Origin of the sequence: Nocardia jinanensis, assembly GCF_014645735.1 — a bacterium.
Taxonomy (GTDB): domain Bacteria; phylum Actinomycetota; class Actinomycetes; order Mycobacteriales; family Mycobacteriaceae; genus Nocardia; species Nocardia jinanensis.
The window spans coordinates 595,872-619,005 of record NZ_BMMH01000001.1 but is presented as its reverse complement, the minus strand read 5'-3'; the positions used below and the strand labels follow the sequence as shown (position 1 = coordinate 619,005).

General features: G+C 68.6%; 19 protein-coding genes. 11 read left to right on the top strand and 8 right to left on the bottom strand.

Annotated elements, in window-relative coordinates; genetic code table 11:
* Positions 1-2 precede the first annotated feature (2 nt).
* From IEY68_RS02815 to IEY68_RS02790, 6 genes are read left to right on the top strand one after another with little or no spacing between them, the layout of a single operon-like run.
* The gene (locus tag IEY68_RS02815; RefSeq protein ID WP_229718569.1) at positions 3-2,045 is read left to right on the top strand and encodes a putative type IV secretion/conjugal transfer ATPase; all 2,043 of its coding nucleotides are present in this window, start codon (positions 3-5) and stop codon (positions 2,043-2,045) included.
* Positions 2,042-2,350 (top strand): transposase, encoded by a 309-nt coding sequence (locus IEY68_RS02810; RefSeq protein ID WP_058853185.1) that lies wholly within the window; start codon positions 2,042-2,044, stop codon positions 2,348-2,350. The genes IEY68_RS02815 and IEY68_RS02810 overlap by 4 nt, the downstream gene beginning before the upstream one ends.
* Positions 2,351-2,366: 16 nt before the next feature.
* Positions 2,367-4,043 carry a peptidoglycan DD-metalloendopeptidase family protein gene (locus IEY68_RS02805; protein ID WP_058853184.1) on the top strand — a complete coding sequence of 559 codons (1,677 nt, stop codon included), beginning with the start codon at positions 2,367-2,369 and terminating at the stop codon, positions 4,041-4,043.
* Entirely contained in the window at positions 4,040-4,651 is a 612-nt protein-coding gene (locus tag IEY68_RS02800; RefSeq protein WP_058853183.1) for a hypothetical protein, read from the top strand. Before IEY68_RS02805 ends, IEY68_RS02800 begins: the two co-directional genes overlap by 4 nt.
* A gap of 28 nt (positions 4,652-4,679) precedes the next feature.
* A complete protein-coding gene (locus IEY68_RS02795; RefSeq protein ID WP_082681110.1) occupies positions 4,680-6,629 on the top strand; it encodes a type IV secretory system conjugative DNA transfer family protein in 1,950 nt (649 codons plus the stop codon).
* A complete protein-coding gene (locus tag IEY68_RS02790; protein ID WP_082681109.1) occupies positions 6,626-7,084 on the top strand; it encodes a DUF4913 domain-containing protein in 459 nt (152 codons plus the stop codon). Before IEY68_RS02795 ends, IEY68_RS02790 begins: the two co-directional genes overlap by 4 nt.
* A gap of 80 nt (positions 7,085-7,164) precedes the next feature.
* Here the strand turns inward: IEY68_RS02790 and IEY68_RS02785 are convergent, their stop codons facing one another.
* Both IEY68_RS02785 and IEY68_RS02780 read right to left on the bottom strand, forming a co-directional pair.
* A complete protein-coding gene (locus IEY68_RS02785) occupies positions 7,165-7,761 on the bottom strand; it encodes a hypothetical protein (protein ID WP_058853182.1) in 597 nt (198 codons plus the stop codon).
* Positions 7,762-8,084: 323 nt separating this feature from the next.
* Positions 8,085-8,978, bottom strand: a complete 894-nt coding sequence (locus tag IEY68_RS02780) for a peptidylprolyl isomerase (protein WP_058853181.1) — start codon at positions 8,976-8,978, stop codon at positions 8,085-8,087.
* Between the two features lie 191 nt (positions 8,979-9,169).
* Here IEY68_RS02780 and hisS point away from each other — a divergent pair, with 191 nt between their 5' ends.
* Positions 9,170-10,429 carry a histidine--tRNA ligase gene (hisS, locus tag IEY68_RS02775; RefSeq protein ID WP_058853208.1) on the top strand — a complete coding sequence of 420 codons (1,260 nt, stop codon included), beginning with the start codon at positions 9,170-9,172 and terminating at the stop codon, positions 10,427-10,429.
* Positions 10,430-10,560: 131 nt separating this feature from the next.
* Positions 10,561-11,205 (top strand): hypothetical protein, encoded by a 645-nt coding sequence (locus IEY68_RS02770; protein ID WP_058853180.1) that lies wholly within the window; start codon positions 10,561-10,563, stop codon positions 11,203-11,205.
* Between the two features lie 236 nt (positions 11,206-11,441).
* Here the strand turns inward: IEY68_RS02770 and IEY68_RS02765 are convergent, their stop codons facing one another.
* The 4 genes from IEY68_RS02765 to IEY68_RS02750 all read right to left on the bottom strand — a co-directional run bounded on the left by IEY68_RS02765 (position 11,442) and on the right by IEY68_RS02750 (position 16,949).
* Positions 11,442-12,572: a 2-oxoacid:ferredoxin oxidoreductase subunit beta gene (locus tag IEY68_RS02765; protein WP_058853179.1), complete on the bottom strand. Its 1,131-nt coding sequence runs from the start codon at positions 12,570-12,572 to the stop codon at positions 11,442-11,444.
* Positions 12,569-14,530, bottom strand: coding sequence for a 2-oxoacid:acceptor oxidoreductase subunit alpha (locus IEY68_RS02760; protein ID WP_058853178.1), 1,962 nt, complete (start codon positions 14,528-14,530; stop codon positions 12,569-12,571). Before IEY68_RS02760 ends, IEY68_RS02765 begins: the two co-directional genes overlap by 4 nt.
* Positions 14,531-14,902: 372 nt before the next feature.
* A complete protein-coding gene (locus tag IEY68_RS02755; protein ID WP_058853177.1) occupies positions 14,903-15,916 on the bottom strand; it encodes an Rv2578c family radical SAM protein in 1,014 nt (337 codons plus the stop codon).
* Between the two features lie 31 nt (positions 15,917-15,947).
* Entirely contained in the window at positions 15,948-16,949 is a 1,002-nt protein-coding gene (locus tag IEY68_RS02750; protein WP_058853176.1) for an NAD-dependent epimerase/dehydratase family protein, read from the bottom strand.
* A 201-nt stretch (positions 16,950-17,150) separates the two neighbouring features.
* Between IEY68_RS02750 and IEY68_RS02745 the strand changes: the two genes are divergently transcribed.
* Together IEY68_RS02745 and IEY68_RS02740 are read left to right on the top strand one after the other, a co-directional pair.
* Positions 17,151-17,468 carry a type VII secretion target gene (locus tag IEY68_RS02745; RefSeq protein ID WP_058853175.1) on the top strand — a complete coding sequence of 106 codons (318 nt, stop codon included), beginning with the start codon at positions 17,151-17,153 and terminating at the stop codon, positions 17,466-17,468.
* Positions 17,465-19,078, top strand: coding sequence for a hypothetical protein (locus IEY68_RS02740; protein ID WP_058853174.1), 1,614 nt, complete (start codon positions 17,465-17,467; stop codon positions 19,076-19,078). Before IEY68_RS02745 ends, IEY68_RS02740 begins: the two co-directional genes overlap by 4 nt.
* Positions 19,079-19,096: 18 nt before the next feature.
* Here IEY68_RS02740 and ypfJ read toward each other — a convergent pair whose 3' ends face one another.
* Complete coding sequence (ypfJ, locus tag IEY68_RS02735; RefSeq protein WP_058853173.1) at positions 19,097-20,023, bottom strand: KPN_02809 family neutral zinc metallopeptidase; 927 nt, start codon at positions 20,021-20,023, stop codon at positions 19,097-19,099.
* 145 nt (positions 20,024-20,168) lie between these two features.
* Between ypfJ and aspS the strand changes: the two genes are divergently transcribed.
* Complete coding sequence (aspS, locus tag IEY68_RS02730) at positions 20,169-21,992, top strand: aspartate--tRNA ligase (protein WP_058853172.1); 1,824 nt, start codon at positions 20,169-20,171, stop codon at positions 21,990-21,992.
* A gap of 6 nt (positions 21,993-21,998) precedes the next feature.
* On the opposite strand, the gene IEY68_RS02725 is transcribed toward aspS, so the two are convergent.
* Positions 21,999-23,009 (bottom strand): hypothetical protein, encoded by a 1,011-nt coding sequence (locus IEY68_RS02725; protein WP_229718568.1) that lies wholly within the window; start codon positions 23,007-23,009, stop codon positions 21,999-22,001.
* Positions 23,010-23,134 lie beyond the last annotated feature (125 nt).

The following is a 23,134-nucleotide window of genomic DNA, read 5'->3' as shown; positions in this document are numbered from 1 at the left end:
TGATGGCACGCGAGCACGAGCCCCCCGTACGGGAGCGCAACAGAACCCGGGTCGCAGGCGGCGACCGGGCCCATGCGGGCAGGGACGACGACCGGCGCGCACGGGGCGACCGGGACGGGCAACGCGCGTCCGGTGAACGGCGCGATACCGAACGCTCGCGCGCCGACCGCCGGGCCCGCCCCGCGCGCGACGGTGACTCGGACGGCCGGGATCGGACCCGGCGCGCCCGGGTCGATACCGCCGCCGACCGGGCGATGGGCACACCGGAATTCGACAAGGTGGCCCGCCGGGCGAAGGCGCGGGCCGAGAAGCGCCGGCAATCCGGCCCGCAACTGCTGGACGCGGCCACTCGTTCCCGATTGGAGGAGGTGAGCCGGGAAGGCGCGGGTATCCGCGCGGCCTGGGCCACCTTCCGGGTCCGCACCGACGATATCCGCCGCCGCAATTACGCGGCTCGCGCCGAACAGGAGTACCAGGACGGGTTCGACCGGCAGACCGCCCAGCTGACCGAACGCGGCTACGCGGGGGCCGGCGGCGGCCGGATGAACGTGGTGGGCCGGCCGGTCGAGTACCGTGCCACCACCGCGCAGGTCGCGGGCCTGTGGCCGTGGTCGGTGGGTGCCGGCGCCCCGCTGATCGGTACCCCGCTCGGTTCCCATCTGCACACCGGGTCACCGGTGTGCTTCGATCCGATGAACTGGTTCATGCGTGGTAGCTTCATCACCGCGCCGAGCCTTTTCGTACTGGGGCTCAACGGGTTCGGTAAATCGTCACTGGTGCGGCGGATCGTGCTCGGCGGGGTGGCGCAGAACATCACCCCGCTGATCCTCGCCGATGTGAAACCCGACTACCGGCGCCTGGTGGAAATGGTCGGCGGCCAGGTGATCGACCTCGGTTACGGGCACGGCAAACTCAATCCGCTCGCCGGCGGTGTGCTCGGCAATATCGTGCCGCTCTTGGAGGAACACCCCGAGTTGCAGCGTCAGGTGCTGCAGGACCTGCGGGCCCGGCAGGTGACACTGATCGCCGGCCTGGTGGAACTCGTGCGCGGCGCGCGGGTGCGCGATTACGAGGAGACGCTGATCGCCACGGCGCTGCGCATCCTGTACCGGCCGGGCAGTGGGTACACGCCGGAGCAGCCGCCGATCATGGAGAATCTGCTGGAGGTCATCGTCGCCGGTGGCGAGGAGATGATGCTCGACGCCGGCGCCGACAGCCCGGTCGAATATCACGAGGCGATCCGAGGTTTGCGGCGGTCGCTGCGTGCCCTCACCCAGGGCCCGTTCGGTGCGGTGTTCAACGGTCAGACCTCGGTGCCGATCGATACCGATTCGGTCGCGGTGTGCATCGATGTCTCCCATATCCCCAACGGCGACAAGAAACTCAAGGCCGCCGTCATGCTGGCCTGCTGGGCGGACGGTTTCGCCGCAGTCGAGGCGGCGCATACCCTCACCGACGCCGGAATGGCGCCGCAGCGGTACTTCCAGGTCGTGATGGACGAGTTGTGGCAGGTTCTGGGCCTCGGCGATTTCATGGTCGACCGGGTCGACGAACTCACCCGTCTGCAGCGCGGTATCGCGACCGCACTGATCATGATCAGCCATACGATCAAGGATCTGCAGTCGCTGGGTTCGGAGGCGGCCATCGCCAAGGCCCTCGGTTTTCTGGAGCGGGCGCGGGCCAAGATCTTCGGCGCCCTGCCCGCCGAGGAGATCAAGCGACTGGACAGCACGGTGCCGTTCACCGCGGCCGAAGAGGAGATGGTGACCAGTTGGTCGGCACCCCAGGCGCTGACCGGTGAGGCCCTCAAACCCGGCCAGGTCAGACCGTCTCCGCCCGGGACCGGCAAATTCCTGTTGAAGATCGGTGAGGATCGGCGGCCGGGCATTCCCTTCCATATGGAATTCACCCCCGCCGAGAAGCTCAGCGGTATCCACGACACCAACCAGCGCTTCGAGGAATTCACCTCCTATCCGGGCCGTTTCGCCGCCGTACCGGCCTTGCCCCCGGACGGTTCGCAGCCGGTAGGCGGGAGCAATTCATGATGCCGCATCGGTCCTATCGCCGGGTCTCACCGGAGGTCCGGGCCGCCGCGGTGGAACAGGTCCTCGCTCTCACCGGCAAACTGCGCAGCGAATCGGAGGCGTGCCGGTTGGTCGCCGAACAGATCGGCGTGCACACGAATTCGGTGCGCAACTGGGTGCGCGCGGCGGAGGGACCGAGCCTGGAGCGCATGGACGCGGGCGCTCTGCGTCGCAAGGTCGCGCTGTTGCAGCAGCAACTGGCTGCCGCCGCGCAGGTGAACCGCGCCCTGGCCGACACTCTCAACGAAACCCGGCGCGACACGTGAACCCCGCGGGAGCCCGGTGAACGCGAAATCGGTGCTGTGGACCTGCCTCGGCCTGGTACTCGGTCTGATGACGGTCATCCTCGTCATCGTGATGCCGGCCGTGGACGACCCTTGCGAGGGTGGTTCGGTGCTCGACCCGAGCCGGACGACCCTGCCGCCGCTGGGGGGCTATCCGCCGGGTGATCCGCGTGCCGCGGGGGAGACCGCCGTACCGGACGGCTCGACCGCCAACCCCACGCTGACCGCGACACCGTCGCTGGCCGCCGGTGCGGGTCCGCTGGGCCGCAGCTGGCCGATGGCCGCCGGGACGTATTCGGTCTCCGATGTGTTCGGGTCCCGCGGCGGCGGGCACAAGGGCATCGATCTGGCGGCCCCCGACGGTACGCCGATCTTCTCGGTGGCCGACGGAGTCGTGGTGGCCGCGGGCCCTGCCTCGGGTTTCGGTAACTGGATCGTCGTCGATTCGATCGATCCGGGCAACGGGCGCGCGTACTCCGCCGTGTACGGCCATATGTGGGACAGCGGCGTACTGGTGCGGGTCGGCGAAACCGTCCGGGGCGGACAGCATATCGGCACGGTCGGATCTGCCGGTGAATCCAGCGGTCCGCACCTGCATTTCGAGATCGTGCCGGGCGGCCGCTTCACCGGCGGCCGGCAGATCGACCCGATGCCCTGGCTCGACGGCGCGCCCACCCCCGATCTGGGTGGCGCCCGCGCCTATTCGACCGATCCGGAATGCGTACGCGGTTTCGGCACCGCGGGCGGGGCGCTGGCCGACGGGAAAGTGCCACCCGAACTGGAGATCTGGTATCGCCGTGCCGGGTCGCTGTGCCCCGAGGTGACCCCGTCGCTGCTGGCCGCGCAGGGCCGGCAGGAATCCGGATTCCGGCGTGGTCTCACCTCGCCGGCGGGTGCGCAGGGGCTCGCGCAGTTCCTGCCCGGCACGGCCGCGAGTACCAATCCCGACGACGGACAGCCGTATGTCATCGACGCCGACGGTAACGGGGTGGCCAGCGTATGGGACGACGGTGACGCCATCGTCGGACAGGGCCGGTACATGTGCGCGATCGCGCACAAGATAACCGGCTGGATCGGTGAGGGCAGGGTCCAGGGTGATGTGGTGGCGCTGACCCTGGCGGCCTACAACGCGGGCGAGGGCGCGGTCCTGGCGTCCGGCGGGATGCCGAACCAGGTGGCCGCGCACTACTCCGAGACCCAGCCCTACGTCACGAATATCCTGGCCATGGAGGCGGAGTATCGCGATCCGGGAGCCACGGGACGCTTCAGCCCCGACAGCGAGGGATCGGCGGGCGACCAGGTGGTCCAGGCCGCGCACGAATGGCTCGGCACGCCGTACGTCTGGGGCGGCGGTGGTCCGCAGGGGCCCAGTGGCGGTGGGCTCGACGGCCCGGGTCTGACTTCGGCGGCGGTGTTCGCCGCCTCGTCCGGGGCCGTATCCCTGCCGCGTACCGCCGAACAGCAGTGGGAGGCCGGGATCGAGGTGCCGGTGGCGCGGATCCAGCCGGGAGATCTGGTGTTCAGCGAGTTCGGCCCGCGCGGACCCGCGCGGGTCGGGATCTACATCGGCAGCGGGCAGATGATCCAGGCGGCCCCGGCGCTGACCGCGGACTCGCCCGGTGGGGTGGCCGAAACCGCCGTACCCGGTGACGCCCGAGCGAGGAGGGTGCTGTGAACACGCGCGGATCGGCGCCGTTTACGAGGTCCGGGCGGTTAGCCTGGAACGAGAAGACGAGTGCTGGTGCGGGACTGGTGGTGATGCTGATGCTGGCCATCACGGTACTGAGTGGATGCGGTGGCAGTGGCGGTGGCGAGGACGTGGGATCGGGTGGTGCAGTGGCCACTTCGACCCCCCGGCGGCTCGAGGCCGTGCCCGCCCCGGATCCGGTGACTCCCGACGGTGTCGCGGTGGCGGCGTTACGCGAGATCTATCAGTGGGAGCCTGCCACCGAGGTACCGGGAGCCTCGCTGGAGCGGGCACGGAAATGGCTGGGCCCCAGTTTGGTCCGGGTGCTGGACGCGTCGCCGGCGAGCGCCGGCGCTCCGGCTGTCTCACTGCAGTGGGGCGATTGGGCGTCCGCGGGTGCGCGGGTGGAGGCGTTCACCTTCGCGTCCGGGGATCGTCCACCGGCCGGACCGGATCCCGCCGTCGCACAGTTCAAGATCGGAATCGAGCAGACCGTCGTCTACCCGGACGGCCGCGAGGAACCCCTGGCGCCGTCCACCGTTATCGCGACCGTTGTACGTACGCCCCAGGGCTGGCGTCTCGACGGTTACCGGTGACCCGGCAGGCATCATTCAGGAGGCAGGAATGGCGAAGAAGAAACCGCTGAAGGACCCGGCCGTGGTCGGGCCCGATCTGACCCTGATCGCGATCTACGTCGGCGGTGCCGTCCTGGGAACCATCTGGGTGGCCCTGCATCTGGGCAATATGCTCTCGCTGCAGAAGCAGGATATGCCGGTCAATCCGATCGATATCGTGGCCGGAATGGTCAAAGGTGAGCTGCACTGGCCCACCGGCACCACCGTGATCCTGCTGCTCGTACTGCTCGCGCTGGCGCTGTTCGTGCTGTTCCGGCGGCGGTCTACCGCCAGACGTCTGGTGGGCCGGCTCGCCGTGGACGACAAGGCCGATGTGATGGGCAACGGCGGAGCCATCGCCGCGCTGACCGAGGCCGGTGTCCGGGAGAAAGCCCAGAACATGGGGGTGAAACTCGGTTACAACGACGCCCCCGGGGTGCCGATCGGGGTCGCCGTGGCCGACGGCACGATGCTGTACGGCTCCTACGAGGATCTGCATCTCGATATATGGGGTCCGCGGCAGGGCAAATCGACTTCGCGGGTCATCCCGGCGATTCTCACCGCGATCGGCCCGGTCCTGGCCACCTCGAACAAACGCGATGTGGTGGACGCGACCCGGGATGTGCGTGAGGCCAAGGGCAGTCGTACCTTTGTCTTCGACCCGCAGGGTGTGGCCGCCGAGGATCCCACCTGGTACTGGAACCCGCTGGCCTGGGTGGACGCGAACAGCGACGGCTGCGAGATGCGGGCCGCGCGCTTGGCGGGTCATTTCGCCGACAGCGACAGTGGTTCGGATTCCCGTAACGACGCCTTTTTCGATCCCGAGGCCGAGGATCTGCTGGCCGGGCTCTTCCTGGCCGCCGCGATCGCGCACAAACCGATCACCCAGATCTGGGAGTGGGTCACCGAACCGCAGAACATCGAACCCATTCAGTTCCTGCGCGACGCGGGCCACGATTTCTCCGCCTCCGGCCTGGCCGCCCAGTACAACGCCGATCCGCGCACCCGCAGCGGTATCTTCGGCACCGCCAAGAAGATGGTGCGCTGCCTGAAACTGCGCAACGTGCACAAATGGGTCACACCGCACGACCAGAAAAAGCAGGAGCTACCGCGGATCCAGTTCGACGAACTGGAGTTCATCGAGAAGAACGGCACGCTCTACAGCCTGTCGCTGGAGGGCCGGGGTTCGGCGGCGCCGCTGGTGAGCGCGCTCACCGAGGCCGTGATCGATGTGGCGATGCGCAAGGCCTCGCGTTCGGCCTTCGGACGGTTGCCGATTCCCTTGCTGGCGGTGCTGGACGAGGCGGCGAATGTGGTCCGGTGGAAGGATCTGCCGAAGCAGTACAGCCACTTCGGCTCCCGCGGCATCGTGGTGATGACGGTGCTGCAGTCGTGGGCGCAGGGCGCCCGGTGCTGGGGTGACGACGGGATGTACGCGCTGTGGTCGGCCGCCAATGTCAAAGTGCTGGGTAGCGGCGTGGACGACACCAACTTCCTGCGGGAGCGTTCGGAGTCGATCGGCGAGCATTCGGCCATCTCGGCCTCGGTATCGGAATCCAAGGGCGGTAAGAGCTATTCGCGTTCGCTGGGTTCCTCCAAGACCTTCACCGTGCAGGCCCTGGCGACTCTGCCGCGCGGCCGGGCCATCGTGTTCTCCTCCGGCGCCCCACCGGTTCTGGTGCGCACGGTGCCCTGGTGGGAGGGCGAGTACGCCTCCGCGGTGAAGAAATCCATCGAGCAGCACGACCCGCAGCGCAAAACACTGGTCACCGATCTCATCGGGTCCCCGGCGCTGATCAAAAAGCCACCCACGGAGCCGGACCACGGTGCGGCAGGCGCACCCACAGTGCTGGACAAGAAACCGGCAGGCGCACCCACGGAACCGGATAACGGTCCGGGCGGAACACCCCCGGGCCCGGAGAACGGGCCGGGAGAGAGGCAGGAGGTTCGACCGCGGTGACCGAGACTCCCCAAGAGCAGCAGATACCGACCTACAAGAACGTGGTGGAGTTCGTCGAGAACTACCTCAGCGTCGTCTATCGCCGACAGGTCAGCGATCTCAGCGATACCGTGTGGTGCCCCGAATGGTGGAACCATACGGAGGCCATCGCGCGACTGGACGCCGTCTGGCGCGCCTGGGAGCACCTCCGGCAGGACGGTGCCACCGGGATGAGTGTGTGGTTTCTCGACCACGCCGATAAGCATATGGCCGTGCTACTCGATCCGAAGGGTCCGTTCAAGTACTGCAGTGTGCGCAACGGGCACAAGGATATGCTCATCCCGCTGCCGCTGACGGCCCCGCCACACGGGATGTTCAGCAATCCCGCCGACAACTCCGAGCCGGCCGACCCGGAGCCGACCGACCCCGAGCCGGCCGAGAACCTCCAGTCGGCCGGTAGCGAAGCGCGGCGCTGAGACCGTAGCCCGCCGCGACAATAAGAGAATGCCCGTCCAGTGGGACGGGCATTCTCCGTTGTTCCGGCCGGAACCGGTGCCTAGCGACTGCGTTCGAGACCCCGGGCCAGTTGTTCCTGTTCCCGGGCACGCTGTACCGACGGTGCCTGCTCGGGCCGGGTACGGACCGCCTCGCTCGGCGGGGTCGCCTGACCTACCTCGACCAGCATCCGGGCCGCGGCCAGTTCCGGCGCGACACCGATCTTGGCCAGATGAGCGGCCAGTGCGGCACGCCGCTCCACCGAGTCGTAACGCACCGCGTCGGCCACGTTGCCGGCCTGATCGGATTTCTCGGCGAAGGAGCTCATCGAGAAGCGGTCCTTCTCGAGCTGGACCCCGCGATAGCCGGGCGCGTCCCGTTGCGGTACCGCGGTGCCGGGCGGCCCGACCTCCACGACAGACCGTGAAATGGTCTGCGAGAGCGCCAGGTTGCGCGGATCCTTGGACTTGGCGTCACGCGCCTCGCGGATCTGCAGCTCCCGGGCCTCTTTCGCCCGGGCCTCGGTCATCTTGACCCGCATCTCGGCCTCACGCTGACCGCGTTCCCGGGCCTTGAGTGCGACCAGTGTCGCGATCTGCAACATCGTCTTCATCATGGCCGCGGTTTCCCGGCCGATGTCGTCCAGTTCCTCGGACATGGCTGCTCCCAGATACTGCGGTGTGCACTATTGGATGTTGTGGTGCCACGACGTAGCGAGCCGAACCGGCGGATCGACGATCCACCGTCCGGCCCGCGAACCGCCCGGCGGAGGTTTGCCCGGCGCGACGCGAACACCGGGAGAACCCGCGAGCGGCGCTCCGGCCCGGAACTGCGGCCGATGAGCACGACTTGGTCACGCGCACTCCCTTTTTCGAGATTACCCGAGAAATGGGGGCACAGTCTTTGCAACGTTGCGCCGACCAGCATATATCGCCGGAAACCGAGGTGAGCGGAACTCGCCGGGCGGCCGGGCAGCCGGGATCAGTCGATCCGGACCGAGTTCAGCGTGACGGGCTGGGTGGGTTTCCCGTCGCCGGGACCGTTGGATTCGTCCTGGCCCTGACCGGCGATCTTGTCCAGCGTCGCCAGCCCACCCTCGTCGACGGTGCCGAAGATCGTGTAGTTCGGCGGCAGCATCGAATTGCCGTACACGATGAAGAACTGGCTGCCATTGGTGCCCGGCCCGGCATTGGCCATGGCCAGCACACCGCGCTGGTAACTGATCGGCTGCTGCAGGGCCGGGTCGTTCGGCGCGTATTGATCGGTGGGGTACTCGTTGTCGAATTCGTAGCCCGGACCACCGCTGCCGGTGCCGGTCGGGTCACCGCACTGCAGCACCTTCAGCCCCTCACCCTGGGTGAGTCGGTGGCAGTTGGTGCCATCGAAATACCCCTGGCCGGCGAGGCTGGCGAAGCTGTTGACCGTGCAGGGCGACTCCGCGTTGTTCAGTGTCAGCCCCATCGGTCCCTGGTTGCTGTCCACACTGATACTCAGCGAGGAGTTGCCGGCCCCGGTTTCGATACCGTCGGTGCGCGGCTTCTGCACCGGTTTGGCCGCGGGTTCGGCGCTGTCGCGGTAGGTGCAGTTCACACTGGCCGGCTTGGCGGCCGGGGGCGGCGGCGGGGCCGCGCCCGGTGTGCTGGACAGCGAGGCGTCCGGTGTCTGCGAGGCGCTGTTCTGGGCCGTCGTATCGGCGTTGTCGCCCCCGCGGGTCAGAAAGTACACCCCGGTCACCGCGGCGATCACCACGACGACTCCGAGCGCCGATCCGGCGATGGTCAGTTGTTTACGCTTGCGCGCGCGTTCGGCCCGGTTGGCGAGCTGTCGTTCCAGCTTGCGTTTCGCCGCCGCTCGGCGTTGTTCGTTGCTGGGCACTACCACGTTCCTCCCGTGCGGCGGCCGGACCCGGCAGGCCCGGCCGGTCGCGGCTGGTCTGTTGCTTCCGGCTCTAGAGTCTGCCATCTCCGGCGCGCTACACCCGGATATCGCCCGGAACGGCCGCTCGGGCGGAGGTGCGGCCCAACCGGTTGGACTCGACCGGGCCGGGTGGGGGAAACTGGTTCACCGTGACCAAGACCAGCAGCTTCTCCGCCCCGAAGGGGGTCCCGGATTACGTTCCGCCCGGTTCGGCCGAGTTCGTCGCGGTACGCGACGGCCTGCTCCGCGCCGCCCGACTCGCCGGGTACGGGCATATCGAGCTGCCGGTCTTCGAGGACACCGAATTGTTCACCCGGGGCGTCGGCGAATCCACCGATGTGGTGAGCAAGGAGATGTTCACCTTCTCCGACCGCAGCGAACGCAGCGTCACGCTGCGGCCCGAGGGCACCGCTGGGGTGATGCGCGCGGTGATCGAGCACGGTCTGGACCGCGGCCAGCTTCCGGTGAAGCTGAGCTACGCCGGACCCTTCTTCCGCTACGAGCGGCCGCAGAAGGGCCGGTACCGCCAGCTGCAGCAGGTCGGTGTGGAGGCCATCGGCGTCGACGATCCCGCGCTGGACGCCGAGGTCATCGCGGTCGCCGATGCCGGTTTCCGCGGCCTGGGCCTGACGGGATTCCGGCTGGAGATCACTTCGCTCGGTGACGAGACCTGCCGCCCGCAGTACCGCGAGCGGCTACAGGAATATCTGTTCGGACTCGACCTGGACGCCGAGACCCGCCGCCGGGCCGAGATCAACCCGCTGCGGGTACTCGACGACAAGCGGCCCGAGGTGCGGGAGATGACCGAGTCGGCACCGTTGATGATCGATCACCTGTCGGAATCGGCGAAGACCCACTTCGAGCAGGTCCTCGCGCACCTCGACGCACTCGGTGTGCCGTACGTGCTGAATCCGCGAATGGTGCGCGGGCTGGACTACTACACCAAGACGACCTTCGAATTCGTGCACGACGGATTGGGCGCGCAGTCCGGTATCGGCGGCGGCGGGCGTTACGACGGCCTCATGGCCGAACTCGGTGGGCAGGCCCTGTCCGGTATCGGGTTCGGTCTGGGTGTCGATCGTACGGTTCTGGCGCTGGCCGCCGAAGGCGTCACGGCGGGAGATCCGGCCCGCTGCGAGGTGTTCGGTGTTCCGCTCGGTGAGGCCGCCAAACAGCGGATGGTGGTGCTGGCCGGTGAGCTGCGCGCGGCGGGGGTCCGAGTGGACCTGGTCTACGGCGATCGCGGAGTGAAGGGCGGTATGAAGGCCGCCGATCGGTCGGGCGCGCGGTACACCCTGATCCTGGGCGATCGCGATCTGGCCGAGGGCACCGTCGGACTGAAGGATATGCAGACCGGCGACCAGAGCCAGATCCCGCTCGACGAGATCGTCGCCACGCTGACCACGTAGTAGTCGCGCTCCGCCCGCCGCGGCGGGCGGAGCGACGGGGTCTTCGGCGGAGCTGTAGCGAAATGCACACTGCCCGACGGGGCGTAGTACTGTCCGGTGCGACCCCGTCCCCGGACCGAAGAGCGCCTGCCGTGACCGATGTACCCCCGCCCGATGCCGAGCAGCGAATCGGGCTGGATCTGGTGGCCCCCGAGGTCTACGCGCCGGTGCTGCGCCGGCTGACGCTGGTCGCCCTCGCCCTCGCGCTCGGTGTCGGCGCGATCACCGGCCTGCTGTTCGGCGGGGTCGTGGGCGTGGTGGCGGCACTGGTGGTGGCCGTACCGGTCGTGGGATACGTGGTGGCCGTCCGGCGGCGCCGGTTGTGGCTGCGCGGAACCACCATCAATGCCCGGACCCTGCTGGGCACCCGCTTGCTGGATATCGCGACTGCCACCGGGGTCGAACTGCTCGTGTACCCCGGCAGGCTGAGCCGGCTGGTGCTGCGGCTCACCGCCGGACCCGATCGCCAGATCGTCCCGCTGGCCATGTACACCGACGCCGGGAGCGGCCGGGAACTACATCTGCTGGGGTTGCGGCGGCTCGCCGACGCGCTGGTGCGCAGCGAACTCCCGGCGGCGCTCGCGGTCGCCGATCTGCTCGTCCATCAACTCCGGGCCGAAGCGCGCGATGCGGCCCTCTCGGAGCGGCCGCTGTATCGGGCAGTGACGCTGACCCGGGCCAAGGACTACGTCGCCCCGATCGTTCTCACCGATCAAGAGATCACGACCCTGTTCTGACCGGTATCGGCGCATCGGGATAGCCGCTTGCGTCGTCGTGCTCTCGCCCGGCACCGAAAACAAGCACGAGTGACGGCGCTCACTCGTAGTTTCGGCCATCGTCGCACCGCTGCCGACCGGCGTTGCGGCGGCGGCCCGACAGCGCTGAATGCGCCGAGCGGTGACCATCACGGTTTTCGTCACCTCCGCGGCCTTCACCGACCGAGGTGACGACCGCACCACCCGGCGCTATGCCCTCATGTCCCGTCGGCAGGCACAGCGGTCGTGGATTCGTGGACTCGGTCCACGGTCCAGGTCTCCGGGCCGGTGAGCAGGTTCTGCAGTGAATTCGCTGTTACCGGGAACCGTTCCCGCGCCGCCGCGGTCTGAGCGCGGACACCGTCGTCGTAGGTGGGCCGGTCCACCGACCGGAAGACGCCCGTCACCACATGGTCGAGGTCCTGATCGGAGAGCCGCGACAGCGCGTAGGCGTATTCGGGATCGTCGGCGTGCGCGTCGTGGACGATGATCTCGTCGTCGCGCACATTCGCCGCTGGTACCACGGCCAGCCCGAATCCCCGTCGTACCACGGCGTACTCACTGTCGGCGCCGAACCGCAGCGGTTCACCGTCCCGCAGGCGGATGAGCCGGGATTCGTTGTCCCCGCGGCGCAGCACATCGAAGGCTCCGTCGTTGAAGATCGGGCAGTCCTGCAGGATTTCCACGAACGAGGTGCCGCGATGTTCGGCGGCCGCGCGCAGTACCTCGTTCAGGCCGGTGCGGTCGGAGTCCAGCGCCCGCGCGGCGAAGGTCGCTTCGGCGCCGAGCGCCACCGACAGGGTGTTGAACGGATGGTCCACCGAACCCATCGGGGTCGATTTGGTCACCTTGCCCGGTTCGGAGGTAGGGGAGTACTGCCCCTTGGTCAGACCGTAGATCCGATTGTTGAACAGCAGGATCGTCATGTTGACATTGCGGCGCAGCGCGTGGATCAGATGGTTGCCGCCGATGGAGAGGGCGTCGCCGTCCCCGGTGACCACCCAGACCGACAGATCCGGCCGGGTCACCGCCAGGCCGGTGGCGATCGCCGGGGCGCGGCCGTGGATGGAGTGGATGCCGTAGGCGTCGAGGTAGTACGGGAAGCGGCTCGAGCAGCCGATCCCGGAGACGAACATCAGATTCTCCCGGCGCAGGCCGAGATCGGCCAGGAAACCGCGCACGGTGGCGAGGATGACGTAGTCACCGCAGCCGGGGCACCAGCGCACCTCCTGGTCGGAGGTGAAATCCTTGGCCTTCTGCGGGCCGTCCGCGGTCGGTACCCCGGACAGGCCGGAAACCGGGGTGAGCCCCAGTTCGGTTCCGGCCAGCGATGGTTCGACGATGGTCATGCCGCACCCCCGTTCGTACGATACGTGGCCCCGGCCCGCGCGGCGCGGGCCTTGTCCTGCTCGAGGCCGGCCAGGGTACCGTCCCGCGCCGCGTCGACGACACCGACGAGTTCCTGGGCGGAGAACGCCGTACCGGCGACCTTGGTCCACGGCTGGACATCCACCAGATATTTCGCGCGCAACAGCATGGCCAGCTGGCCGCCGTTCATCTCCGGCGCCACTACCGTGGGATAACGCCGCAGGATCTCGCCCAGATCGGGCGGCAGCGGATTCAGGTGCCGCAGATGCAACTGCGCCACTCGTCCGCCGCGCCGCCGCACCCGTCGGCATGCCTCGCCGATCGGACCGTAGGAGCTACCCCAGCCGACCAGTAGCAGCTCGGCCGCACCGTCGGGATCGTCCACCTCGGCGGGCGGCACCGTGATCCCGTCGATCTTGGCCTGCCGCAACCGCACCATCAGATCGTGATTGGCCGGATCGTAGGAGATATCGCCGCTACCGTCGGCTTTCTCCAGGCCGCCGATCCGGTGGGCCCGGCCCGCCGTACCCGGTACGGCGAGCGGGCGCGCCAGCGTTTCCGGATCGCGGACATAGGGCCGGAAGTCGTCTTCGTCGCCGGTCTCGAATCCCGGGTCGATCGGGGCGAGTTCCGCCACCGCCGGGATAGCCCACGGTTCGGACCCGTTGGCGATCGAACCGTCGGAGAGGAGCAGCACCGGCGTCCGGTAGGTCAGGGCGATACGCGCGGCCTCGACCGCGGTGGCGAAGCAGTCGGCGGGGGAGCGCGGCGCCAGGACGGCCACCGGGGACTCGCCGTTGCGTCCGAAAAGCGCCTGCAAGAGGTCGGCCTGCTCGGTCTTGGTGGGCAGCCCGGTGGACGGGCCGCCGCGCTGTACGTCGACGATCACCAGCGGAAGCTCGGTCATCACGGCGAGCCCGATGGTCTCGCTCTTCAGCGCCAGACCGGGGCCCGACGTGCTGGTCACGCCGAGCGCGCCGCCGAGGGACGCCCCCAGCGCCGCGCCGATCCCGGCGATCTCGTCCTCGGCCTGGAAGGTGGTGACACCGAAGTTCTTGTGCTTGCTCAGCTCGTGCAGGATATCGGAGGCCGGGGTGATCGGATAGGTGCCCAGGAACAGCGGGAGACCTGCGAGGGAACCGGCTGTGATCAGGCCGTATGCCAGTGCGGTATTACCGGTGATCTGCCGGTAGGTGCCGGCGGGAAGTACGGCCGGGGCGACGCGGTAGGTGGTGGCGAAGGCCTCGGTGGTCTCGCCGTAGTTCCAGCCGGCCCGGAAGGCGAGGATATTGGCCTCGGCGATATCGGGTTTCGCGGCGAATTTCTCCCGCAGGAACTTCTCGGTCCCGCCGATGGGCCGCCCGTACATCCAGGACAGCAGCCCCAGCGCGAACATGTTCTTCGCGCGCTGTCCGTCCTTCTTGCCGACTCCGGTGGATTCGGTCGCGGCCAGCGTGAGCGAGGTCATCGGCACCTGATGGACCACGAATTCACCCAGGCTGTCGTCGGCCAGCGGATCGGCCGCGTAGCCGACCTTGGTGAGGTTGCGTTTGGTGAACTCGTCGGTGTTGACGATGACGGTGCCACCACGTGGTAGCTCGCCCAGATCGGCCTTCAGCGCGGCCGGGTTCATCGCGACCAGTACGTCCGGCTGGTCACCGGCGGTGAGGATATCGTGGTCGGCGATCTGGATCTGGAACGACGACACACCCGGCAGCGTCCCCTGCGGTGCCCGGATCTCGGCCGGGAAGTTGGGCTGGGTGGCCAGGTCGTTGCCGAAGGCCGCCGCCTCATGGGTGAACCGGTCGCCGGTGAGTTGCATACCGTCGCCGGAATCGCCCGCGAAACGGATCACGACACGGTCCAATACCACTGTGCCGGAATCGTTTCCGGCCGACGCGGTCTCGGGGCGGCCGATGCTGTCGTGGTGCGAAACCATACGCGTGCTTCACTTCCTCGTCGAAATGAGCTGCCAGTCGCCAACCTACCCCGGGGCGGGGCAGCCGCGCCGGAAAAGCGCGGGCCGGGTCGGCGGTGGGCGCGGAACGAGGTGCTCGTGCGCCTTGTCTGTGTGGTACCTACCAGGGTAGGCGTACCTCCGCCTCCGCTCCGGCCGTGCGCGGACTGTGGATGGGCTGCGCCCAGCTGCGCCTATCGGGCGTACCTCCCCTTCGCTGCGGCCGTGCGCGGGTTGTGGGTGGGCTGTGCCCGGCTGCGGCGATCAGGCGCGCCGAGCGTGAGCGGCTGTGGTGCCCAGGGCCCGTGTCCGGGCGTCCACCGAGGCGTCCGGCCCGGTGGCGGCAGTGCCGGTTCAGGCGAACAGTTCGAGCTGGGGGGTTGTGCGGGGTTCGGCGGCGGGTGGTGTCCGAGGTGCGTCTTCCCGTTCGGCGAGCAGACCGTGCTGTTCCAGGAGCGGATCGATGCGCTCGCGCAACCAGCCGACGTACTCGGGTGCGACCACCGCGCCCCGGTACAGCTGGCGGTACCGGCGCAGCAGCGCCGGATGGTGTTCGGCCAGCCAGCCCAGGAACCAGCCGCGGGTGCTCCCGCGCAGGTGCAGAGGCAAGGTCACCGCCGATACCGCGCCCGCCGCGGCCAGTTCGCCGAAGAGTTCGTCGAGCTGGGACCGGCCGTCGGTGAGATAGGGGACCACCGGCGCCACCATGACGTGCACCGCGAATCCGGCGTCGGTGCAGGCGCGCACCAGATCCAGCCGCGCGCGCGGTGCCGGGGTGCCGGGTTCCAGGCCACGGTGCAGTTCGGGATCCAGCAGGGCCAGTGATATTCCGATGTGCACGGGGACCTCGCGCGCGGCCAGAGTGAGCAGCGGCAGGTCCCGGTGGAGCAGGGTGCCCTTGGTGAGGATGGAGAACGGGGTCCCGGAATCGGTGAGGGCGCGGATGATTCCGGGCATCAGCCGGTACCTGCCCTCCGCTCGCTGGTAGGGGTCGGTATTGGTGCCGAGCGCCACCTTCTCCCGATGCCAGGACCGGCGGGTGAGTTCACGCCGCAGGACCGCGGCGATATTGGTCTTCACCACGATCTGGGTGTCGAAATCGGTTCCGGCGTCGAGCTCCAGGTATTCGTGCGAACCGCGCGCGAAACAGTAGCGGCAGGCGTGCGAACATCCACGCATCGGATTGACCGTCCACCGGAACGGCAGGTTCGACTCGTCGGGGACCTTGTTCAGCGCACTCTTGCAGAGCACCTCGTGAAAAGTGATCCCGTCGAATTCGGGAGTCTGTACGGTGCGGGCGAACCCGGCCCTGTCGAGGCCGGGCAGCGCGCCGTCGTCGGCGTCCAGGGTTTGGTTCTGCCACCGCACCGAACCAGTCGAACACGCGTTCTAAGTGCTGTCAAGCAGCCGGGGTGAAATCGGGCAGCGGGGCGTGCGGATCGGCGAAGAACGCGACCAGGTCGCGTACGGTGTCGTCGGTCGGGCGCGGCTGGTAACCGAGTTCCCGGGTGGCTTTGCCGTGGTCCACCAGCGGCGCCGAGATCAGCGCGCCGAGTGCGGCCTTCGAGACGATATCGGTGCCCAGCCGCTTGCCGATCGGTTCCATCACGGGGATGAGACCCGCGACCAGTTTCGGGGAGATGGAGAAACGCGGCCCCTTCTTCCCGCCGTGCCGCGCGGCCATTCGGCAGAGGTCGAGCATGGAGATCATTTCGCCGCCGAGCAGGTAGTTCTCCCCGGTCCGGCCGTGCTCGCCGGCCAGGACCAGGCCGCGCGCCACATCGCGTACATCCACGAGGTCGAATCCGCCGTCGATCATGGCCGGGATACGGCCGCGCGCGGCATCGCGCAGCGAACGGTTGATCCGCGACAGCGGGGTGCCGTGGTCGGCGGGCCCGAAAACCCCGGTGGGATTGCAGATCACCGCGTCCAGGCCCGCTTCGACCACCGTGCGGAGTTCGATCTCGCCGTTCCATTTGGAGCGGTCGTAGACCGGCAGGCTCGCCTCGGTGGACCGCAGGGTCGTCTCGTCGATACTGCCGCCGCAGCTGTACTGGTCGAAGGCGTGGATCGAGCTGGCGTGGACGAACCGGCGGGCCCCGGCGGCGTGCGCGGCCTCGGCGACCACCCGGACACCCTCGGTGTTCACCCGCCAGGCCAGATCGTGCTTGTCGGCGAGGGTGATCACCGCGACAAGGTGGTAGACGATTTCGGCGCCGTCGAGGGCGGCTCGCATGGATTCGGGATCCAGGACATCGGCGCTCACCCAGGTGATATTCGCCGCGCCGGGTTGCGGCGGCGCCACCCGGTCGATGGCGACGATATCGTCGCCGCGCTCGGCGAGCAGCGGGAGCAGATTCGTACCCAGGTAGCCGGCTGCGCCGGTCACTGCGACCTTCATGGAGACGACAATATAGAACTTGTTCTAATTTGCAACATGTTCTAGTTTTGCCGCCCCGCAGTGTCTCGTGTGCGGGCGGGCGGGTGGGCTATATTCGGGCGGCGACCATTTGGTGCCGCAAGGGGTGTGCGTCGTTGCGGCATACGAGACATTCCACGTGGTGGCCACGATGAAGTTCACGAAGAATGAGGGGGGAGCTCGATGAGTGATATCTCGGTAGCAACCGAAGCCCTGCGCGCGTTCGGAATCACGAATTCCGGGATCGGGACCGAGATCGCGGCGGCCGGCAATATCGACGCTGTAGCCAATGTCGCCTCGCTGACACCGGTTTTCGGTTTGATCGGTGCCGACTATCTGGCCATGTTCGCCGCCGCTCAGGTGCTGCAGGCGCGCGATATCAACGATTTGTCGGCCAAATACCAGAAGCTGTCGGAGGCCGCCTTCACCTCCGCGTTCAACTACGACATGACCGACGACGGTGCGGCCGGTGCGCTCGGTGCGGCCGGGGGTGGCCTGTGAGACCGATCGATACCACCGCCGCGGCGGGCGTTATCGCGCCCGAACTCCAGCAGGCCGTGCCGACCGCTCCCGTGCGCGTTCCGGAGACTGCCGCGCCCTCGACGCAGCCGGACCCGGGCGCTGCCATCCAGGATGTACCGCTGGCTCAGCTTCCGGACGGTGAGCAGCAGCTGGACGCGCCGGAATTCTTCCTCTCCCAGCGGATCTCCGATGACGCCCCAGCGGCCGCCGGTGCACCGATGGCGGGACTGCCGGGATTGTCCGGGCTGGGCGGTGACGCGGCCGATGCGCAGGACATCCTGTCCGGCGCGGCCGAGGACGCCTCCGACCAGGCGAACCAGCTGCTCGGCGCCGTCAACCAGGCCGCGGCGCCGGTGGTGGATACAGCCCAGGGGGTGCTCGGGCAGGTACTGAACACCGCCGCCGGTGGTGGTCCGTCGGGCACGGCGGCGGCCGGAGGCGCTCCGGCGGCGGCCGCCCCGGCACTGCCGTCCGATCCGGTGGGAGCGCTGCTCGGCGGTGCCGCCCTGCCCGCCCTGCCCGGTATCGATGTGCTGTTCCAGCCGATCCGCGATCTGCTGAGCAGTTTCGGCACCGGAGTCATCGGCGCCCTGGACCCGACCGCGATCCTGAGCCAGTCCTCGCAGATCATCGAGACCGCCATGAGCGTGGGTAAGAGCAGCCTGACCGCCATGGGACAGGTCTGGGAGAGCGATGCCTCGCAGACCGCGCAGACCGCCGGCCAGGAGGCCAACAACTCCGGCCTGCAGACCAGTCAGCGCGGTATCGATATCGCGGCTCTCACCCAGGCTGCCGCGTCGGTCGTCCAGCAGGGCAATGCGCAGCTCAGCACCATCGCCACCTCGTTCATCGGTCAGGCTGTCGCACTCGCCCCGGTGGTGATGACCCCGCCCGCGCAGACCGCGCTCATCGCCTCGGCCACCGAACATCTGGGCCAGGCCGTGATCGTGGCCAACGCCACCCGCGGTGATCTCGCTGGGAAGACCGCCGAACTGGGCGGCATGGTGCAGAGCCTGACGGGTGTCAATGGTCAGCAGGCCGCCGAGGCCGCGCAGAGTGTGGCACAGAGTGTCGGTGAGCCGATTATGCAGCAGGCGCAGAGTATGGCCTCCGATACCTCGGGCCTGGAATCGGTTCTGGGCTCCTCGACCGGCGACCCGGCTGCCACAACTCTCGCCGGCCTGAACTCCGGCAGCCCGGGTACTACCCCGGGCAGCCCCGGCCTCACCACGGGTAGTCCGGGACTGTCGACCGGATCGCCGAGCGGTACGCCGGGAATACCCGGCTCTCCGTCGGTGCCCGGGGTGCCCGGCGCCGCCCAGACGCCCTTGGCGAATGTGCTCCGGCCGGGCCCGGCCACCGGGATGCCCGCGGCCACCACGCCCGCCTCGAGTTCCTTCATGGGTGGTGGTGCACCCGGCGGTGCCGCCGGGCAGCGCAACAGCGACGAGGAACACTCCCGCACGGTCGACCCCTACCGCAGCGCCACCGGCAACGACGACCTCACCGGGCCGCTCGGGGAATCCGCACCCGAGGTCATCGGCGCGGTGGACGCCGACGAGGACGCCGGGTACGACAACCAGTTCTGACGCATCGGGTCCGGCGGGTCAGCGCAGACCCGCCGGATTGTTCAGGTCGGCAGCCGAGTAGGTGTCGCAGGCCGATACCTCGCCGGTGCGGTACCCGGTGAGGAACCATTTCTGGCGCTGTACGGAGGCGCCGTGCGTCCACGCCTCCGGGTTCACCCGGCCGTGGGCGGCCTCCTGGATCCGGTCGTCACCGACCGCGGACGCGGCCGAGAGCGCGTCCTGGATATCGGTATCGCCGAGCGGCACCAGAAAAGGTGTATCCGAACCCGGCGCCGGGGTCTTGTCCGCGAAGTGGGCCCAGAGACCCGCGTAGCAGTCGGCCTGGAGTTCGGTGCGCACCGCGCCGGACCGGGGACCCTTGGGGTCCTGCTGGGCCCGGCCGATATCGCCGAGCAGATTCTGGATGTGGTGGCCCACCTCATGTGCCACCACGTACTCCTGCGCGAGCGGGCCGCCGGTGGCGCCGAACCGGTCGACCAGCTCCTGGAAGAAACCGACATCGAAATAAGCGGTCCGATCGGTGGGGCAGTAGAACGGCCCCACCTCGCTGGTGGCGTATCCGCAGCCGGTGGAGACGCCGCCGGTGAACAAGCGGATTCCGGGCGCAACGTATGCGGTGCCGGTCTGCTCGGGGAGTGCCTCCGACCAGACCGCGTCCAGACTCTGCGCGGTGAGCACCACCCGGCAGTCCACGTAGGTGTTGGCGTCCGCGCCGGTGCGGCAGTGCTCCGGCGTGCCGGCCGTCTCGCTGGTCCCCAGTTGCGGATCCTCGGCGCCGGTGAACTGGCCGAGGAGCGAACCCGGGTCCCCGCCCATCAGCAGGGCGAGCACCAGGACGATCAAACCGCCGGCGCCGCCGCCGAGAGCGAGTTTTCCGCCCCGGCCCGGGCCTGGGCCGGAAGAGGCGCGGCCGGGGTCGATCTGGATCCGCTCGTTGAAGGTCATCGCTGATCCTGTCTGTGAACGTGTTCGCCGCGGCGTGCTCGGGTGCTCGCAATATATCCGTTTACGTCCGCTCGGCGGGGCCCACTACGATGGCAACCGCATCCGGAGGCCGTCCCGGTGTGCTCCGACCGTCGAAAGGAATACCGTGCTGCGCACCCACTTGGCCGGTTCATTGCGAAGTGAACAGGCCGGTCAGACCGTTACCCTCTCCGGTTGGGTGGCACGGCGGCGTGACCACGGTGGCGTGATCTTCATCGACTTGCGCGATGCCTCCGGCGTGGCGCAGGCGGTGTTCCGCGAAGGGCCGGCGGCCGAGCAGTCGCACCGGCTGCGGGCGGAATACTGCGTGCGGATCGTCGGCGTGGTCGAACAGCGCCCAGAGGGCAACGAGAACCCGGAACTGCCGACCGGCGCGATCGAGGTCGATGTCAAAGAACTCGAGGTGCTCAACGAGAGCGCGCCGCTGCCGTTCCAGCTCGACGAGCAGCCCGGCGAGGAGGCCCGGCTCCGGTACCGCTATCTGGATCTGCGCCGCGAGGCTCCCGCCCACGCCATCCGGCTGCGGTCCAGGGTCAATGCCGCAGCCCGCTCGGTGCTCGCGCGGCACGAGTTCGTCGAGGTCGAAACCCCGACCCTGACCCGCTCGACCCCGGAGGGTGCCCGCGACTTCCTGGTGCCGGCCCGGCTGCAGCCCGGTAGCTTCTACGCACTGCCGCAGAGCCCGCAGCTGTTCAAACAGTTGCTCATGGTGGGTGGTATCGAACGGTACTTCCAGATCGCGCGCTGCTACCGCGACGAGGACTTCCGCGCCGACCGCCAGCCCGAGTTCACCCAGCTCGACCTGGAGATGAGCTTCGTACGCCAGGAGGACGTCATCCTGCTGGCCGAGGACGTCCTGGTGGCGCTGTGGGAACTCATCGGCTATCACATCCCCACACCGATCCCGCATATGACCTACGCCGAGGCCATGCGGCGCTTCGGTAGTGATAAACCGGACCTCCGCTTCGGGGTGGAGATCACCGAATGCACCGAATACTTCGCGAACACGCCGTTCCGGGTGTTCCAGGCGCCCTATGTGGGCGCGGTCGTCATGCCGGGCGGGGCGAGCCAGCCGCGGCGCCAGCTCGATGCCTGGCAGGATTGGGCGAAACAGCGGGGGGCCAAAGGTCTGGCGTACGTGCTGGTCGGCGAGGACGGCACGCTCAGCGGTCCGGTGGCCAAGAACCTCACCGACGACGAACGCGCGGGACTGGCCGCGCATGTCGGCGCCGTGCCGGGTGACTGTGTGTTCTTCGCCGCGGGTCCGGCCAAGGCGCAGCGCGCGCTGCTGGGTGCGGCGCGCTCGGAGATCGCGCACCGGACCGGGCTGATCGATGAGAACGCGTGGTCGTTCGTGTGGATCGTGGACGCCCCGCTGTTCGAACCGGCCGCCGACGCGACCGCCAGCGGCGATGTGGCGCTGGGATACTCGGTGTGGACGGCGGTGCATCACGCGTTCACCTCGCCGAAGCCGGAATCGCAGGACACCTTCGACACCGATCCCGGCAATGCGCTCGCCTACGCGTACGACATCGTCTGCAACGGCAACGAGATCGGCGGCGGCAGTATCCGTATCCATCGCAAGGACGTGCAGGAACGCGTGTTCAAGGTGATGGGCATCAGCGAGGACGAGGCGCAGGAGAAATTCGGCTTCCTGCTCGACGCGTTCGCCTTCGGCGCCCCGCCGCACGGCGGAATCGCTTTCGGCTGGGACCGGATCGTCGCACTGCTGGCCGGGCTGGACTCCATTCGCGAGGTGATCGCGTTTCCGAAGACCGGTGGCGGCGTCGATCCGCTCACCGACGCGCCGGCTCCGATCACCGCACAGCAGCGCAAAGAAGCCGGTCTGGACGCCGTACCCCAGCCGAAGGGGAAGGTGGCCGAGGCCAACGGCGTGGCGCAGGCGCCGGCCAAGGCCGGCGGCGCGTAGCTCCCGCTATACCGGCGAAACCGGGCCTCCGGTGAGCGTGCGATACGCGTAGGTGACCGCTATCACCGCCACCGGGCCCGCGGCCAACAGGCCGAATCCGCACGCCAACAGGCCCAATGCCGTCACCGCGACCACGGTCAGCACCAACAGCAGCACCCGCCACGGATCGCGCAACACCAGCAGGAAACTGGATTTGATCGCCTCCACCGGGCTCTGTCCCTGCTCGATCGCGAAATGCAGCGAGAACATGCAGCCGATTCCCACCACGATCCCGGGAATCAGGCACAGGGCCGAGGCGAGGGTGGTGGCGAGAAAGGCCAGCAGTGCGGTCAGGAACGCGTTCGCCATACTGCCCAGGTAGAAATACGAGCCGAAACCCGGACGGTAGCCGTCGGTTTCGTAGAGGGCGCCGCGGACCATGGCGGCCTGCAGCAGCCACAATCCGGCCATGACCGCGGCGAAGATCACGAACAGGCCCAGCACCGAGCTCGGCTCCACGACGCGGACGACCAGATAGAACACCAGGTAGATGATCAGTCCGAGGGAGGTGACCGCGACCCACGGACCGGGGTTGAGCTTGAATTTCTCCAGGCCGTAGCTGAGCGCGTGCCCGATATCGAGGCGGCCGGGGATTCCCGTGCCGTACATCTGATGCCCGTAGACCTGTGTGTTCGGGTCCGGTCCGGTGCCGGGTGGGCCGTACACAGGCTGTCCGGGGGCCACGCCGGTTTCCGTGGCGTCGTACGGGGTGGTACCCCGGTTACCGGGTGCGGGTGCACCGGATCCGGCGGGCTCTGGCGGCGGGGTGTAGCGTGGCGCGCCGGATACCTCCTCCGCGGTCGCGGCCGGTTTGCCCGCCGGTGGCGGCGCGCCGGGCAGTGGGGTGTCGCTGCTCACCACGGCGCTGCCGGATTCGGCCGGTGCGGCAGGCCGCGGGGCGTCCGGTGCCGGAGGTTGTTTGCCTGCCGTGGCCGGATCGCCGGGAGAGACCGGGACGGAACGCGGTGTGTCGGTCACGCTGGCATACCTTTCGACGCAACTGGTTTCCGGTGTGGCGCACAGCAGTTCAGATCGAGAAAACCCGACCCGCCCAGCGGTGTCAAGCAGGCCGGTCACACGGCGGGGAACCCAGCGGACACGCC

Bases quoted from the DNA above. Each gene is read 5' to 3' on its own strand.
- IEY68_RS02815 (WP_229718569.1), top strand. From the start codon at position 3: ATGGCACGCGAGCACGAGCCCCCCGTACGGGAGCGCAACAGAACCCGG.
- IEY68_RS02810 (WP_058853185.1), top strand. From the start codon at position 2,042: ATGATGCCGCATCGGTCCTATCGCCGGGTCTCACCGGAGGTCCGGGCC.
- IEY68_RS02795 (WP_082681110.1), top strand. From the start codon at position 4,680: ATGGCGAAGAAGAAACCGCTGAAGGACCCGGCCGTGGTCGGGCCCGAT.
- IEY68_RS02785 (WP_058853182.1), bottom strand. From the start codon at position 7,761: ATGTCCGAGGAACTGGACGACATCGGCCGGGAAACCGCGGCCATGATG.
- IEY68_RS02765 (WP_058853179.1), bottom strand. From the start codon at position 12,572: ATGACCATCGTCGAACCATCGCTGGCCGGAACCGAACTGGGGCTCACC.
- IEY68_RS02760 (WP_058853178.1), bottom strand. From the start codon at position 14,530: ATGGTTTCGCACCACGACAGCATCGGCCGCCCCGAGACCGCGTCGGCC.
- IEY68_RS02750 (WP_058853176.1), bottom strand. From the start codon at position 16,949: ATGAAGGTCGCAGTGACCGGCGCAGCCGGCTACCTGGGTACGAATCTG.
- IEY68_RS02745 (WP_058853175.1), top strand. From the start codon at position 17,151: ATGAGTGATATCTCGGTAGCAACCGAAGCCCTGCGCGCGTTCGGAATC.
- ypfJ (WP_058853173.1), bottom strand. From the start codon at position 20,023: ATGACCTTCAACGAGCGGATCCAGATCGACCCCGGCCGCGCCTCTTCC.